This window comes from Streptomyces sp. NPDC016677 (assembly GCF_055562815.1).
On the sequence record NZ_JBVHEO010000013.1, the window covers coordinates 89,047 to 104,396 of the forward strand.

General features: G+C 73.3%; 13 protein-coding genes and 1 riboswitch. Of the genes, 5 read left to right on the forward strand and 8 right to left on the reverse strand.

Going from position 1 to position 15,350, the window contains the following annotated elements; genetic code table 11:
• Window positions 1-31 precede the first annotated feature (31 nt).
• Window positions 32-1,192, forward strand: a complete 1,161-nt coding sequence (locus ACZ3IG_RS27690) for an amidase family protein (RefSeq protein WP_467435422.1) — start codon at window positions 32-34, stop codon at window positions 1,190-1,192.
• Here the strand turns inward: ACZ3IG_RS27690 and ACZ3IG_RS27695 are convergent.
• The 4 genes from ACZ3IG_RS27695 to ACZ3IG_RS27710 all read right to left on the reverse strand — a co-directional run bounded on the left by ACZ3IG_RS27695 (window position 1,182) and on the right by ACZ3IG_RS27710 (window position 5,683).
• Window positions 1,182-2,165, reverse strand: coding sequence for an ABC transporter permease (locus tag ACZ3IG_RS27695; RefSeq protein ID WP_467435423.1), 984 nt, complete (start codon window positions 2,163-2,165; stop codon window positions 1,182-1,184). The two genes, ACZ3IG_RS27690 and ACZ3IG_RS27695, sit on opposite strands and share 11 nt — an antisense overlap.
• Window positions 2,152-3,084 carry an ABC transporter ATP-binding protein gene (locus ACZ3IG_RS27700; RefSeq protein WP_467435424.1) on the reverse strand — a complete coding sequence of 311 codons (933 nt, stop codon included), beginning with the start codon at window positions 3,082-3,084 and terminating at the stop codon, window positions 2,152-2,154. The genes ACZ3IG_RS27695 and ACZ3IG_RS27700 overlap by 14 nt, the downstream gene beginning before the upstream one ends.
• 67 nt (window positions 3,085-3,151) lie before the next feature.
• Window positions 3,152-4,390: a LolA family protein gene (locus ACZ3IG_RS27705; RefSeq protein WP_467435425.1), complete on the reverse strand. Its 1,239-nt coding sequence runs from the start codon at window positions 4,388-4,390 to the stop codon at window positions 3,152-3,154.
• Window positions 4,391-4,672: 282 nt separating this feature from the next.
• Window positions 4,673-5,683: a polyprenyl synthetase family protein gene (locus ACZ3IG_RS27710; protein ID WP_467435426.1), complete on the reverse strand. Its 1,011-nt coding sequence runs from the start codon at window positions 5,681-5,683 to the stop codon at window positions 4,673-4,675.
• Window positions 5,684-6,488: 805 nt separating this feature from the next.
• A riboswitch (cyclic di-AMP (ydaO/yuaA leader) is annotated at window positions 6,489-6,676 on the forward strand.
• A 4-nt stretch (window positions 6,677-6,680) separates the two neighbouring features.
• On the opposite strand from ACZ3IG_RS27710, the gene ACZ3IG_RS27715 reads away from it, so the two are divergent.
• Window positions 6,681-7,199: a transglycosylase SLT domain-containing protein gene (locus ACZ3IG_RS27715; protein WP_467435427.1), complete on the forward strand. Its 519-nt coding sequence runs from the start codon at window positions 6,681-6,683 to the stop codon at window positions 7,197-7,199.
• Here ACZ3IG_RS27715 and ACZ3IG_RS27720 read toward each other — a convergent pair.
• Window positions 7,193-8,011, reverse strand: coding sequence for an HAD family hydrolase (locus tag ACZ3IG_RS27720; protein ID WP_467435428.1), 819 nt, complete (start codon window positions 8,009-8,011; stop codon window positions 7,193-7,195). The two genes, ACZ3IG_RS27715 and ACZ3IG_RS27720, sit on opposite strands and share 7 nt — an antisense overlap.
• 230 nt (window positions 8,012-8,241) lie before the next feature.
• Here ACZ3IG_RS27720 and ACZ3IG_RS27725 point away from each other — a divergent pair, with 230 nt between their 5' ends.
• The 3 genes from ACZ3IG_RS27725 to ACZ3IG_RS27735 all read left to right on the forward strand — a co-directional run bounded on the left by ACZ3IG_RS27725 (window position 8,242) and on the right by ACZ3IG_RS27735 (window position 11,698).
• Window positions 8,242-9,306, forward strand: a complete 1,065-nt coding sequence (locus ACZ3IG_RS27725; RefSeq protein ID WP_467435429.1) for a GNAT family N-acetyltransferase — start codon at window positions 8,242-8,244, stop codon at window positions 9,304-9,306.
• Window positions 9,307-9,437: 131 nt separating this feature from the next.
• Window positions 9,438-10,823, forward strand: a complete 1,386-nt coding sequence (locus ACZ3IG_RS27730; protein WP_467435430.1) for a glycosyltransferase family 2 protein — start codon at window positions 9,438-9,440, stop codon at window positions 10,821-10,823.
• A gap of 119 nt (window positions 10,824-10,942) precedes the next feature.
• Window positions 10,943-11,698: a polysaccharide deacetylase family protein gene (locus ACZ3IG_RS27735; RefSeq protein ID WP_467435431.1), complete on the forward strand. Its 756-nt coding sequence runs from the start codon at window positions 10,943-10,945 to the stop codon at window positions 11,696-11,698.
• 18 nt (window positions 11,699-11,716) lie between these two features.
• Here the strand turns inward: ACZ3IG_RS27735 and ACZ3IG_RS27740 are convergent, their stop codons facing one another.
• From ACZ3IG_RS27740 to ACZ3IG_RS27750, 3 genes are read right to left on the reverse strand one after another with little or no spacing between them, the layout of a single operon-like run.
• Window positions 11,717-12,835, reverse strand: a complete 1,119-nt coding sequence (locus ACZ3IG_RS27740) for a glycoside hydrolase family 26 protein (RefSeq protein WP_467435432.1) — start codon at window positions 12,833-12,835, stop codon at window positions 11,717-11,719.
• 2 nt (window positions 12,836-12,837) lie between these two features.
• Window positions 12,838-13,290 (reverse strand): hypothetical protein, encoded by a 453-nt coding sequence (locus ACZ3IG_RS27745; protein ID WP_467435434.1) that lies wholly within the window; start codon window positions 13,288-13,290, stop codon window positions 12,838-12,840.
• Between the two features lie 4 nt (window positions 13,291-13,294).
• Window positions 13,295-15,130 (reverse strand): immunoglobulin domain-containing family protein, encoded by a 1,836-nt coding sequence (locus ACZ3IG_RS27750; protein ID WP_467435435.1) that lies wholly within the window; start codon window positions 15,128-15,130, stop codon window positions 13,295-13,297.
• Window positions 15,131-15,350: the final 220 nt, after the last annotated feature.

Here is a 15,350-nt window from a genome sequence, read left to right on the forward strand (position 1 = left end):
CGGCGCGCCGCCTTCCGTCCCTGACCAGCCGGTGCGCCACCCCCGGGCGGGCCGCGCCGGGCCGGGGGCCGGAGAGATCGCCGAGGCGGTCCGGTCGGGGCGGCTGCGGGCCGTGGACACCGTGGCGGAGGCGCTCGGCCGGATCGCGGACGCCGACGGCTCGCTCGGCGCGTTCCTGGAGGTCTGGGAGGAGGACGCGCTGCTGCGGGCCGCCGAGGTGGACGCGCGGACCGCGGCGGGCGCACGGCTGCCGCTGGCGGGCGTGCCGATCGCCGTGAAGGGCCGGCGCGGGCTGCGTACGGCGGGACCGCTGCTCGCCGCGGGATGTGTCGCCGTGGGCGCGACGTCCGTGCCGGGCCCCGGCACCGGATGGCAGACCTGGGGACTCGGGGCCCAGGGCCGCCGTACGGTCAACCCGTGGCGGGCCGACCGTACGCCGGGCGGCTCCTCGGCCGGGGCGGCGGCGGCCGTGGCGACCGGACTGGTGCCGCTGGCGACCGGCAGCGACGGGGCCGGGTCGGTCCGTATCCCCGCGGCGTGGTGCGGCGTACTGGGACTGAAGCTGACCGGCGGCGCCGACCGTACGCGGCTGACGGCGCCCGGCGTCCTCACCCGGTCGGCGGCGGACGCGGCGGCCTACTGGCGTGCCGTGGTGCCGGACACCCGGGCACCGGAAGCGGCGGCGCCCGCGCTGCCCGTGCCCGCCGTCTGGTCCGCCGACCTGGGCTTCGCCGCTCCCGACGACGAGCCCGTCGCCCTGGCCCGCGCCGCCGTGGACCGCCTGGTCGCGGCGGGTGCCGTACGGCTCGTACGGCCCCGGCGTCCGCTCCGGCTGCTGGACCCGGGGCCCGCCTGGCTGGCCCTGCGCACCCCCGGCGCCGACCCGGCGGACGCGCGCCGGACGCGGGCCGAGAACGACGGCCGGCTGGCCCGGCTGTTCCGCACCGCCCCGCTGCTGCTGACGCCGACGGCCCCGACCCCGCCGCACGGCCACGAGGGTCCGGGCGACCGCTACTCGACGGCGCTGACCTGGGCCTTCAACCTCAGTGGGCATCCGGCGCTCAGTCTCCCGGCCGGTTTCGGCGCCGACGGCTGTCCGGCCGGGCTCCAACTGGTCGCGCCGCACGGCGCGGAGGCGCTGCTGCTCGCGGTGGCCGCCGCCTCCCGCGTGGCCATCTGCGTCAGGCCGTGACGTCCTTCGCCGTGAAGCGCGCCCAGGCCGCCGAACCGAACACGGCGGCGTACAACGCCTGGAGGCCGAGGTTCTTCACCAGGTCGTCCCAGTAGACCGGTTCGCGCAGCAGGTCGGCGAAGGACAGCCAGTAGTGGGAGAAGAAGTACGGCTGGAGGGCGTGCAGCTGCGGGATCTGGTCGAGGATCTGAACGGTGATCAGCAGCCCGACCGTCGTCGCCATCGCCGCGATGCCACTGCCGGTCAGCGTCGAGACGAACAGGCCGAGCGCGGCCACGCCGACCAGCGAGGCGGCGACGACCAGGGCGATCAGCAGGGCGCGGCCGAGGCCCTCGGCGAAGGAGATCCGCGTCCCGGAGATGGTCGTCACCTCCCCGAGCGGGAACAGCAGGGCGCCGACCGCGAGCGCCGAGACGGCGACCACCAGCGTGGCGGCCAGGCAGAAGGTGAGCACGGTCGCGTACTTGGTGAGCAGCAGGCGGGTGCGGCCGGCCGGGGCGACCAGCAGGTAGCGCAGGGTGCCGGCGCTCGCCTCGCCCGCGATCGCGTCGCCGGCGACGACGCCGACGGCCATCGGCAGGAAAAAGGGCAGGGTCGCGGCGAGCGCGGTGAAGACCAGGAACAGTCCGTTGTTGGTGACCTGCGAGATGAACGCCGGCCCCGCGCCGCTCCCGCCGCCGGCCGCGCCGCCCCCGTCACCCGTCTCGATCTTCACGGCGATACCGACCAGCACGGGCACGGCGGCCAGTACCGCCAGCAGGGCGAGGGTGCGCCAGCGCCGGAAGGTGGTCAGCACCTCGTTGCGCAGCAGGCCGAGGCTCCACAGGGCGCGCGGTACGGACACGGTCGGCGGGACGCTTGCCTCGGCCCGTGCCTGAGCCGGTGCCGCTGCCCGTGCCTCAGCCGGTCCCTGAGCCGGTGCCCCTGCCCGTGCCTCGGCCGGTCCGTCTGCCCGTGCCTCAGCCCGCGACATCGAATCCCTCCCCGGTCAGCGCCACGAACGCGTCCTCCAAGGAGGCGCGCTCCACTGCGAAGCCGCGCACCCGGGCCCCGGCCGCCACCAGCGCGGCGTTCACCTCGGCCAGGTCGCGCTCCGGCGGCTCCGCCGTCACCCGGTCCTCGGCGATCACCACGTCGGCGGCCCCCTGCTCCTTCAGTACCCGGGCCGCGTCCGCCGCGTCCGGCGTGGTCACCACCAGCCGCCCGCGCGCCCCGGCCGCCAGGTCGGCGACCGGCCCCTGGGTGAGCAGACGGCCCCGGGTCATCACGGCGGCGTGCGTGCAGACCTGTTCGATCTCGTCCAGCAGGTGGGAGGAGAGGAAGACGGTCGTGCCGTCCGAGGCCAGTTCGCGCACGAGGACGCGGATCTCCCGCATGCCCTGCGGGTCCAGTCCGTTGGTGGGCTCGTCCAGGACGAGCAGACGGCGCGGCTGGAGCAGCGCCGCGGCGATGCCGAGCCGCTGCTTCATGCCCAGCGAGTACGCCTTGGCCTTCTTCCCGGCGGCGGCTGTGAGGCCGACCCGGTCCAGCGCCGCCGCCACCCGGTCGCGCCGGGTGCGCGGGTCGGCGGCCGGGTCGGCGGCGTCGTAGCGCAGCAGGTTGTCGCGGCCGGTCAGGAAGCCGTACAGGGCCGGGCCCTCGATGAGGGCACCGACCCGGGGCAGTACGGCGCGGGCGGCGCGCGGCATGGGCCGGCCGAGGACCCGGGCGGTGCCCGAGGTGGGTTCGATCAGGCCCATCAGCATGCGGATGGTGGTGGTCTTGCCGGAGCCGTTGGGGCCGAGGAAGCCGAAGACGCTGCCCGCCGGGACGGTCAGGTCCAGACCGTCCACGGCGAGCTGGCCGCCGCGGTAGCGCTTGGTGAGGCCGCGGGTGGCGATGACGGCGTCCATCGGCTCCTTCACTCACTGACTCGCTTCGTCCGCTGCCGTGTGCTGCGGTGTACTGCCCCTGACGCCCTCACCGGCCGGCGTCGGCCGCCTCGACCAGCGCGTCCTTGGTGACGGCGCCCACGTAGACCGTGCCGTCGTCGGTGATCAGGGCGTTGACCAGGCGGGTGCTGAACACCGTGCCCGAGCCGAACTCGCCCTTGACCTGGTCGCCGAGCGAGTTCACGAAGCCGCCGAGGTCACCGGCGGCGTCGCCGGTGGGCAGGCCGCCCTGGGCGCCGGTGTCGAAGGTGGCGACCGCGTTCCAGCCCTCGCCGATGACCTTCAGACCGTCGAGACCCTTGGCCAGCTCCTCCTCGGACTTCTGCTCCTTGCCGGAGCCGAACCCGGTGCCGGACCCGGAGGCCGGCGCCTCCTCGATCTCGTCGCCCTCCGTGACCTTCGCGCCCTTGGGCGGCGTGAAGTCGAACGTCGACGCGGCCGGCTCGGCGAAGCTGACCTGGGTGAAGCCGGCGTCCACGACCGCCGAGCCGCCGCCCGCCGGGCTGAGCGTGAACTTCAGCGGCACGCCCGTCTTCGCGTCCACGGCCACACTGATCGAGCCGACCGTGGAACCCTTCTGCTTCGGCTCGATCACCAGGCGGTACGCGTCCCGGCCGGCCACCTGCGCGGTGCCGTCGACGGTCACGGACGTGGTGTCGTCGACCGCCTTCAGGGCCTCCTCGGCCATGTCGCCCGGGGTGGCCGGCAGCTCCTCGCGCCGCTGGCCCTGCTTGGTCCGGTCGTCGGTGGCGGTGGTGGTGGAGTGGTAGACCTCGCCGGACTCGCTGTCGTAGCCCCAGACGTCCTTGCCGTCGTGGATCAGGCTGTACTCGGCGGCGTCCTGGAGCAGCGACACCTTCTGCCGGTCCGGGCCGTCCACCGCGACGCGCAGCGTGTGGGTGCCGGAGGCCAGCTCGGTCAGTTTCGTGGACGGGTCCGCGGAGGAACCGCCGTCCGCGGAGCCGGAGGACGAGCCCGCGCCGTTCATGAGGCCGCTCTCCAGACCCCCGAGGTCCGGCAGCCCGAGGTCGGTGCTGATCTTCACCGTGCCGGACAGCTGCTGTACGTCCGACGCGGCCACCTTCTCCAGCAGTTGCTGCGAGGTGATGTCGGGAAGGTCGGGGTCCCCGGAGTCGGCGAGCGCGGGAACCAGTCCGATGGTCGCCGCCGCGACGCCCATCACCGTGACCGGGACGACGTACCGCGCGACCTTGCGCCGCGCCGTCCCGCGCTCCTCGGTCTCGGTCTCGGATTCGTACGGTGTCATGTGCCCTACCTCCGTCGTAGGCGGCGGATGTTCGCGACCTCGCACCAGTCCACCCTGAGCCGCCATTCTCACCCGAATCGGTGAGGAAGTGTTGTTTTCCGTGATGACCATCTGACCAAATCGGCCATCGGGAAGCGTCAGACCGCAGGCTCAACTCCGCCTACTGCTGCGGTATGACACGCACGCACGGAGCACTCCCCCACCCGTAGGGGCAAGGGAGTGCGGGGGGGTGCGGGGCAGTGCAGGGGACGTGCAGTGGCGTGCGGTGGCGTCCGGGTGGGCTCAGCCGGCCCGGTGCACCACCGCGTCGCACAGCTCCACCAGCGCCGTCTTCGCGTCGCACTCCCGCAGCGGGGCCAGGGCCGCGCGGGCCTCCTCGGCGTAGCGGACGGTGTCCCGCCGGGCCTGGTCGAGGGCGGGGTGGGCGCGCAGCAGGCGCAGCGCCTCGGCGTGCCGGTCGTCGTCGGTCAGGTCGGAGGCGAGCAGTTCGCACAGGGCGAGGTCCTCGGCCAGCCCCAGCCGGGCGGCGCGCTCGCGCAGCCTGAGGACCGGGAGGGTCGCGATGCCCTCGCGCAGGTCGGTGCCGGGTGTCTTGCCGGACTCGGTGGAGTCGGAGGCGATGTCCAGCACGTCGTCGGCGAGCTGGAAGGCGACGCCGAGCCGCTCGCCGTACTGGGTGAGGACGTCCACGACCGTCTCGTCGGCGCCGGACATCATCGCGCCGAACCGGCAGGCGACCGCCACCAGCGAGCCGGTCTTGCCGCCCAGCACGTCCAGATAGTGGTCGACCGGGTCCCGGCCGTCCTGCGGGCCGGCGGTCTCCAGGATCTGGCCGGTGACCAGCCGCTCGAACGCCAGGGCCTGTACGCGGACCGCCTCCGGACCGAGGTCGGCGAGGATCTGCGAGGCGCGGGCGAAGAGGAAGTCGCCGGTCAGGACCGCGACGGAGTTGTCCCAGCGGGTGTTGGCGCTGGGCACCCCGCGCCGCACCGCGGCCTCGTCCATCACGTCGTCGTGGTACAGCGTGGCGAGGTGGGTCAGCTCCACGACCACCGCCGAGGGCACCACACCCGGGGCGTAGGGGTCGCCGAACTGCGCCGCGAGCATCACCAGCAGCGGCCGGAACCGCTTGCCGCCCGCCCGCACCAGATGCTGGGCGGCCTCCGTGATGAAGGGCACCTCGCTCTTGGTTGCCTCCAGCAGTCCTTCCTCGACTGCCGCCATTCCGGCCTGGACATCGGCTTCCAGAGCCTGGTCCCGCACGCTCAGCCCGAACGGCCCGACGACGGTCACGAGGGGTCTCCTGTCTGCTGGTGTCTACTCGCGGTTACACGGCTGGTCGATAGGTCGCTGCCATCACTCAAGTCAGCGTATCCGGTCACGTTTCGATCACCGATAGCGCCCACCGTTACAGGCCGGTCGGTATCAGATCATGAACTGTATGTTTTTGATCAGGTGATATGAGCGGACATGGATCGACTTCGCGGGGCGGCCGGGGCACGCCGACGCCGCGATTCCCTCTGGACCCCTCCTGGACCCCTCGGAGACTCCCCGGCCCCGCCGGTCCCGCCACCGGTCCACCAAGGCTGCGTCGAGGGCCCAGCGAAGGCCCACCGGGAATCCATCGAAGATCCCACCACTCCTCCCAACGTCGCGCGACCCGGGAACGTCACCCATTCGACCTACAGACCCCGTTACAGACCCCCGTTCCAGACCCCCGCCCCAGCCCTCGTTCCAGACCCCCGCCCCAGCCCTCGTTCCCGCTGCCGGGCGAGTCAGGCGGGCGCTCCCGCCACGACGACGGTCACCCCTGGCCAGTAAAAACCAAGTTGACCTCATTGCCCGATTTGCCCCGCTCGTCGACGCCAGTGACTTGACTCACGCCGCCGCCCGACCGCACACCGCCGCCCACGCACCCCCCATCCCCTTGCCCCGTACGCCAGTTGACCCTTGCCACTCGCAAAGGATCAAGTACCCCAAATGCCTCAGACCAAGGTCAACAGGCACGTTAGGTGATTCCGGCACTTGTTCCGGACATGTGCTGTCGCATACGTTCCCGGCCTGTCGAGCGGACGCCGAATCCTGCCACCGCCCGACGCACACGCATCCGACTCATTCACGGCAGGAGCGGGGGACCCAGGTAAGTCGCCGCGCCGGTCACCGGACGTCACCCGACGTCCCGGAGGACCGGAGCGGCTCGGGGTGAAGCCGGGCCCGACAGGGCACGGCCGGGCACCTCCCCGCCCGAACCCGACAGCTCACCTCGCAGGCGTATGGAGAGGACCGCACCATGCCCGCAAAGGCTCTCCGGCACGCCGCCGGCGCCAACCGTCTCGTCCGCAAGCTCGCCCTCGCCGGTGCCGGCGCCGCCGTACTGGCGCTGCCGATCGCCGGCGCCGCCAGCGCGTCCGCCGCCCCGGCCGCCGTCCCCGCCGCCGACTCGACCACGGCGACCACCACGGCCGCCCTGACCGCGGCCAACGGCTACAGCAACAACCTCGACGGCTGGATCCGCCAGTCGCTCGACATCATGGCCGAGAAGGGCATCCCGGGCTCGTACGACGGCATCTACCGCAACATCATGCGGGAGTCGTCCGGCAACCAGTTCGCGATCAACAACTGGGACATCAACGCCATCAACGGCACCCCGTCCAAGGGCCTGCTCCAGGTGATCAAGCCGACCTTCGACGCGTACCACGTCGAAGGCACCTCCTGGGACATGTACGACCCGGTCGCCAACATCACCGCCGCCTGCAACTACGCGGCCGACCGGTACGGCTCCATGGACAACGTCTACAGCGCCTACTGAGCCCGGCCTCGGGCGAAGAGTCGTTCGAGGACGACGGCCACGCCGTCGTCCTCGTTCGACAGGGTGACCTCGTCGGCGACCGCCCGCAGTTCCGGGTGGGCGCCGGCCATGGCGACGCCGTGGGCCGCCCACCGGAACATGGGGATGTCGTTGGGCATGTCCCCGAAGGCGACCGTGCGCTCCGGGCTCAGCCCCAGGCGCTCCGCCGCCAGCTCCAGACCGGTCGCCTTGGTGACACCGCACGGCTGGAGTTCGACCGTCCCCGGCCCCGACATGGTGACCGTCGCCAGCGACCCGACCACCGCGCGGGCCGTCGCCGCCAGCTCGTCGTCGGACAGGTCAGGGTGGCGCAGCAGCACCTTGCTGATGGGCGCCGCCCACAGGTCGTCCCGCCGGCCGACCCGCACCGCGGGCAGTGTGGGGTGCGGCATCAGGTACCCGGGCTCGATCAGCGTGAGCCCGTCCACCCCGTCCTGGTCGACGGCGGCGTACACCTCGCCGACCTCGGCCTCGATCTTGCCGAGCGCGGTCTCGGCCAGTTCCCGGTCCAGGGTGACCGACCACAGCATCCGGTCCGCGCCGGCGTCGTACACCTGCGCGCCCTGTCCGCACACCGCGAGCCCCCCGCAGCCGAGGTCGCCGAGGAGCGCGCGCACTCTGGGCGCCGGGCGTCCCGTCACCACCAGGTGGTGCGCGCCGGCCCCGGTCACCCGCGCGAGCGCGGCGAGCGACCGCTCGGAGACGGTGTCGTCGCCGCGCAGCAGCGTTCCGTCCAGATCGGTGGCGACGAGATCGTATGCGGTGGGGTTCATGATCAGAGAATACGGACGTCGCGCGCCCTCGACTCACCGTCGTCAAGCGCACGTTCCCGACGCGGATGTCCGAAACCTGACGCATCACCGGCTAAAGGCGGTTGAAGCGCTGTGCACCGGTTGGCAACAACATGCTCCGCTCTCTACCGCTCCGAGGGGCCCCAGGGGTACTTTCCTTCTGTCCAGGGGGACTTGATCGGGGGGTCGAGTTGAGCAGCGGACACATTCGTGTGCTGAGGCCGGAGGAACTGGGCGAGGGGGAACGGGAGCACTGGCGGGAGCTGCGCGCCAAGTCGCACGCCCCTCGCAACCCTTTCATGGAACCGGAGTTCACCGAGGCCGTGGGCCGGGTACGCCCGGCGGCGCGGGTGGCGGTGCTGTACGAGGGCGGCGAGAGCGCCGGTTTCCTGCCGTACGAGCGCGGACCGCTGGGGCAGGGGCGCGCCATCGGCCTCGGGGTGTCGGACTGCCAAGGGGCGGTATTGCGCCAGGGCCCGCTGCCCGATACCCGCCACCTTCTGCGCGCCTGCTCGCTGTCCAGCTTCGCCTTCGACAACCTGGAAGCGGAACAGGGGCTGTTCACGCCGTACGCCGCCGAGGAGTACGCCTCGCACGTCATCGACGTCGCCGACGGCTACGGGGCGTACGAGAACGTACTGCGCGCCCAGTCGCCGAAGTTCCTCAAGACCACCCTGGCCAAGGAGCGCCGGCTCGGCCGCCAGGTCGGGGACGTGCGGTTCGTGTTCGACGAGCGCGACCCCGCCGCGCTGCGCACGCTGATGGCCTGGAAGTCGGCGCAGTACCGCAGGACCGGGCGCCGCGACCGGTTCGCGCAGCGCTGGATCACCGAACTCGTCGGCCGGCTCGCCGCCACCCGCACCCCGGAGTGCGCCGGCACGCTGTCCGTCCTCTACGCCGGCGGACAGCCGGTCGCCGCCCACTTCGGGCTGCGCTCGTCGACCGTCCTGGCCTGCTGGTTCCCGGCGTACGACGTGGCGGTGGCGAAGTACTCGCCGGGGCTGGTGCTGCATCTGCGGATGGCCGAGGCCGCCGCCGCCGAGGGGATCGGTCTGCTGGACATGGGACGGGGCGCGGCGGAGTACAAGGACTCGCTGAAGACGGGCGAACTGCCCGTGTACGAGGGCGCGGTGACGCGCTGGGGGGCGGGCGCGGCGCTGTACTGGCTCGGCCGCGAGCCGGCGCGCCGGGCCCACGGGTTCGTGCGCGACCGGCCGCGGCTCGCCTCGCTCGCGGCGCGGACGCTGAAGGGTGTGGCGCGGCTGCGTCGCACGTGAGGACGATCGGAAGCGATCCAGGGGGGATGCGCATGTTCGGAGCAGCGCGTGCGAGACAGGGCCGCGTACGGCGAGACTTGGCGCGGCGGGAGACGGAACGGGAGATACGGGAGTTCCTGAGCATCGGACCGGTGCAGGTGGCCGAGCTGGAACTCGGGGACCACGGGGAGGGGGCCTCGCTCAGACCGGGGCCGGGCAGTCCGCCCGTGGCCGCGGGTGAGGTGTTCGTCCTGGTCCGGCGGGCGGGGCGGCCGGTGGGCACGCTGGTCGGACGGGTGCCGGAGGGGGCCGACGCGGTGTCCGTGCTGGCGGGGCTCGCCCAGGACCTGGTGAAAGGGCCGGTGCCGGGGGAGGCGCCGGTGGCGGCGAAGGGGTCCGGACCCGTGCCGCCGTCCGCGAGTGTCGTGGTCGCCACCCGGGAACGGGCGGGCCAACTGGCCCGCGCCCTCGACTCGCTGCTCGCCCAGGACCACCCGGACTTCGAGATCGTCGTCGTGGACAACGCGCCGCTGACCGACGAGACCCGCGTCCTGGTCGAGCGGAAGTACGGCGACCGGGTGCGCTACGTGTGCGAACCGGTGCCCGGCCTCGCGACCGCGCACAACCGGGGGCTCGACGTCGTACGCGGCGAGGTGACCGCCTTCACCGACGACGACGTGGTCGCCGACCCGCGCTGGCTGGCCGAACTGACCGCGCCCTTCGCCGCCGACCCGGGTCTCGGCTGCGCCACCGGCCTGATCCTGCCCGCGCGGCTGCGCACCCCCGCCCAGGTGCTCCTGGAGAGCCACGGCGGCTTCGCCAAGGGCTTCACCCCACGGACGTACGACCCCGCCGACCCGCCCGCCGACGAACCGCTGTTCCCGTTCACCGCCGGACGGTTCGGCTCCGGGGCCGGCATGGCCTTCCGTACGGCGGTGCTGCGCGAGGTCGGCGGCTTCGACCCGGCCACCGGCGCGGGCACGCACGCCCGGGGCGGCGACGACCTCTACGGCTTCGTCCGCGTCCTCGCCCACGGGTACCGGCTGCGCTATGTCCCGGCTGCCCTGGTCTGGCACCACCACCGGGAGACCTGGCGGGACCTGGAGACCCAGGCGTTCGGTTACGGGGCGGGGCTGACCGCGTATCTCACGGCCGTCCTCGTCAACCGCCCGGGGCTGCTGCCGGCGTTCCTCGCCCGGCTGCCGGGCGGGCTGGCCCACGCGCGGGCCCTGACGGCCGTACGGAACGGGGAGGGCAGTGACGGGGAGGGCAGCGGCGGGGTAGGCAGTGACGGGGAAGGCCTTGACGGGAAGGGCAGTGGCGGGCAGGGCAGTGAGGGGAAAGCGGGCGCCCGGGTTCCGGGCGGGCACGACGCCCGTACCCACCCCTGGCCGCGGCGCCTGTCGCGCCTCCAGCGCCGGGGCATGCTGTACGGCCCCCTCGGCTATCTGCGGGCCCGGCGCGCCCTGCGCACGGTCGGACTGGAGTCGCCCGGGGCCGCGGTGGGCCGGGGCGTGAGGACAATGGGGAGGCGCTGATCATGACAGGAGAGCCCGCGAGAACCACTGGGGAGAGCACAGCGAGGACGGGGGAAGCGGCGGGTGACGGGGGTGCCGGGGCGGGTGCGCACATCCCCGTCTTCCTCTATCACGCCGTGATGGACGACCCGCCCGCCTGGATAGCGGAGTTCACGGTCACCCCGCGCCAGTTCGCCGCGCACCTGGACGCGATCGCCGACAGCGGCCGTACGCCCCTGACGATCAGCGCGCTCGCCGACCACCTCGCCGGGCGGGCCCCGCTGCCGCCCCGCCCGGTGCTGCTGACCTTCGACGACGGCTTCGCCGACCTGCCGGGGCCGACCGCCGAGACGCTGGCCGGGCGCGGCCTGGCCGCCACCGCCTACCTCACCACCGGTGCCATCGCGCCCGGCGGACGCAGTCTGCTGCCGCCCGCCCCGATGATGACCCTGGACCAGGCGGCCGGCCTGGAGGACCACGGCATGGAGATCGGCAGCCACACCGTCACCCACGCCCAGCTGGACACCCTGTCCACCGGGGCGCTGGCGGTCGAACTCCGCTCCTCCAAGGCCGTACTGGAGGACGCCCTCGGCCACCCGGTCCGCCACCTCGCCTACCCGCACGGCTACAACAGCGCCAAGGTACGGTCCCTGTCGGCCCGCGCCGGCTACGAGACGGCGACGGCGGTGCGGCACGCGCTCAGCTCCGACCGCGACGAGCGCTACCGCATCGCCCGGCTCATCGTCCGGCGCACCCACACCGTCGCCGACGTCCAGGGCTGGCTGGCCGGGCGGGGCGCGCGGATCGCGCCCTACCGCGACAGCCCCAGGACGGTCGCCTGGCGGTGGTACCGGCGGGGCCGCGCGCTGGTGCGGGGCCCCGAGTTCGCCGGGTGACGGCCCACGGAGGACCGTTCACTCCAGCGGCTGGTTGAGGTACGGGTCGGCGGCCACCTCGCGCAGACTGCGCCAGGACGCGTCACCGGCCACCGAGAGGTCGCAGTGCGGTCCCGGGTCCCGGTAGTTCCACTGGAGCGCGGCCTTGACGCCGTCCAGGCCCTTGAGGACCCGGGGCACCTGCGCGTACCACTGGGCCTGCCGGTCCGGCCGGTCCGGGTCGGACGCGCTGCCGAACTCCGACAGCATCAGCGGTTTGTCGTCGGATATGTGCGCCCGGATCCAGTCGTGCGTGGCGTTCTGCGTCTGGGCGAAGCTCAGCCACTCCGTCTTGTGGCAGAGGTAGTAGTTGTACTGGTTGTAGCCGATCCAGTCGACGTACTCGTCGCCGGGATACAGCCGCTCGAACAGGTCGGCGTGGTTCAGGTAGCCGGTGATCACCCACGTCCACACCACGTTGTCCACGCCGAGGTCGCGGAACCGGTCGTGGATGTGCCGGTAGGCGCGGACGTACTCCTCCGGGCTGCCGCTGGCCGGGGTGCGGGTGTCCATCTCCAGGTCGAAGGAGAGGAACACCTTCTTGCCGGTGCGCTCCCCGTACTCCTTGATCCGGGCCGCCTGGACGTCGATGACGGAGTCGTCCAGCTCGCCGCCGGCTATCTGCCGCCACGTCGGCTGCTGCTGCTCGGTGCCGCCCCACCACTTGCTCTCCCAGGACAGCAGCAGCATCCGGTCCTCGCCGACGCGCTGCTCCTGCTCGGTCAGCAGCCGGCCCTCCAGTCTGGTGTCCGTGACGGCGGACATGTCATGGTACGTGTACACGATGTCGAGCTTGCGGCCGGCCTTCTCCTCGTAGGCGCGCACCTTCTCGGCGAGGTCCGCCTTGTCGTGCGGCACGAAGGCGCCGAACCAGGCGCCGCAGGGCGGTTCGAGCAGTTCGGTCGGGCGGCACCTCTCGTCCTGGCCGGACGGGCTCGTCCCGGAGCCGCCGTCCGGTCCGGCGGTGTCGCGCAGGGCGAGCACCGCCAGCAGGGCCGCGCACGCGAGGGTGGCGGAGGTCAGCAGGAGGCGGCGCCTTGCGCGCCGGAGGGGGCGGGGCGGGCCGGACCGGCCAGGCCGGCGGGGTGGGCGGGGCACGTTCACAGAGCGGAACCCTTCCGTGTCCTCGGTGGCGTCCCCGGGGCCGGAGCCGGGGCCGGGGACGCGCGCAGGCGCGGGCAGAACGCGGCGAGCGTGGTCAGCAGGGTGAGGACCAGCAGGACGCGTTCCCCGCTGAAGGAGTGCGTGGCGATCAGCACCGTCGAGACGAGGATGACGACGCCGACGCTCAGCAGCACGGCCAGCATCAGCCGCTCCAGCAGGTCGGAGTGGCGGTCGAAGTCGGCGGTCCGGCGGTCGACGGGGCCCTCGGCGGGGCGGGACCGCAGCGCCGGGCCGCAGATCCGGACCAGGGCCGCGCCCGGACCGGCGGCCAGGAAGAGCGCCACCGCCGCGCCGCGCGGCGGTGAACCGCCGGGCAGGGCGAGCGCGGCCAGCGCCAGCCAGCCGCCGAACGCGGGCAGCATGCGGATCACGAGGTCCTGCGGTGTCATCGGCTCACTCCCCCGTCGGCCCGTCCGGTCGGAGGACGTAGACCGTTCCCGCGCTGTTCTCCGCCACCAGCTGGAAGCGCGGTGACGCGGCCACCGACCGGCGTATGCGGTCCAGTTGCCCGCCGTCGAGCTGGCCGTTCATCTCCGAGTTGGCCACCTGCCCCTGGGTGAGCAGGAGATAGGCGCGGGCGGGCGGTTCCACGGCGCTCATGTCCCGGGCCAGGGTGGCGGCCGGGCTGCGCACGATCCGGTCGACATGGCTGCGGCCGTCGTCGAGGAACCAGTAGTGGTCGACGCTCCAGTACGAGTCGTAGGCGAGCGGGTAGTTCCGGTTCGCGGCGACCACGAGCGATCCTTCCGGTGCCTGGTCGAACAGTTGGCGTATCAGGGCGACTTCCTGCGGCGGGAAGTAGTTGATCCGGTCCTTGCCGGAGTAGGCGGGCACGAAGGCGAGCGTCCCGGCGAGCAGCGCGACCAGCGGCACCCACACGCCGTACCTGAGGTCGGGCAGCGGCAGCCGCCTGCGCCGGGCGGTGGCGGCGGGCCGCCCGGCCGCCTCGCGCGCGGCGAGGTCGGCGGCCAGGGTGCGCACCTTGGGCAGCAGCGCCGCCCCGGCGAAGAAGGCCGCGCCGGGCAGCATGAACATCAGCACCCGGAAGATCATTTCGCTGCCGTAGCTGCTGGCCACGAACATGGGCAGCGGCGCCGCGGCGATCAGCAGCAGGGGCAGCGCCCGGTACCGCAGCACCGGCTGGCGCAGCACGCCGAGCGCCGCGAGCAGCAGGACGGAGCCCGACAGCAGACGGGCGGCCCAGGAGGTGGCGATCGCCCCGGTGCCGGTCGGGGTGGCGCCGTACCCCGTCTCCACGTTGGCGCCGACATCACCCACCGAGCGGATCATGTCCGGCATCGCGGCGGACAGGAAGGGCAGCGCCGCCGTGAGGCACCAGGCCAGGAAGATGACCACCGTGGTGACCGTCGGCACCCAGTCGCGGTAGCGGCGGGCGAGACACAGCGCCAGCAGGGAGACGACCAGCATGCCGGGCGTCAGCTGGTGCGTGACGACGATGGTCGTGACCAGCACGGTCAGCAGCACCGTCCAGACCGCCGGGCGCTGCCGGCCGCGCCCGCCGCGCCGGCCGCCGTACCGGCGCAGGACGACGGCGAGCACGCCCACGTGCAGCGCGAAGGCGACGGACTGCGGGGAGAAGTAGTCCTGGCCCACCCAGTTGGCCACGTAGAAGAGCCAGACCGAGGTCCAGATCAGCCGGCGGTCGGTGGTGAAGGTGCGGTAGATCAGCAGCAGGGGGAGCAGCAGCATCAGGCTGGAGACCAGGGGCCACCACGCCATGTACATCGCGGTGTTGTCCACGCCGAGCAGCCGCACCAGCGCCGCCTGGGCGGCGAAGAAGCCCGGCCACTGGTCGTAGACGGCCATGTCGCCCAACTGCTCCTCGGTCCCCAGACCGCCCGAGGTCAGCAGATGGTCGATGACCGCGTCGTGCTTCCACGCCCAGGCGTACAGCGGGGTCGGGTAGACCAGGGCCTGGGTGGCCCGCTCCATCAGCAGCAGCCCGACGACGTACGCGAACGACCAGCCCTGCGGGCGCCTCGGGTCGCGGACGGTGAACCAGAAACCGGCCGGAAGCACGGCGACGCCCGCCCAGAAGGCCGGGTGCACCGCGCTGACCAGGCCGAAGTCGTCGAGGCGGGAGACGTCGGTGTGGCCGATCGCGTACGCCCACAGGGCGAGCGCCGCCAGCAGGGGCAGGGCCGGCCAGGCCCCGGCGGCGCGGTACCGGGGCCTCCAGGCGGGCGGGAGGTCGGAGAGGTCCGTCATGGAATCGGCGGCGGAGTCCGGTGGCTCCGGGGGAGCGGGGGGACGGCGGCGCGTGGTGCGCGCGGCGCCACGAAACCGCGCGCCCGCCTGCCGCCGCGCCCCCTGGGGCCGGGCGGGCGTGTCTCCAGGGCGCCGGACAGTCGCCTCTCCCGGCGGACGGGCGGACACGTCTTCAGCGCTGCGGTCCGCCGGCTCCTGGGAGACGGGCCTCGCCGCCGCC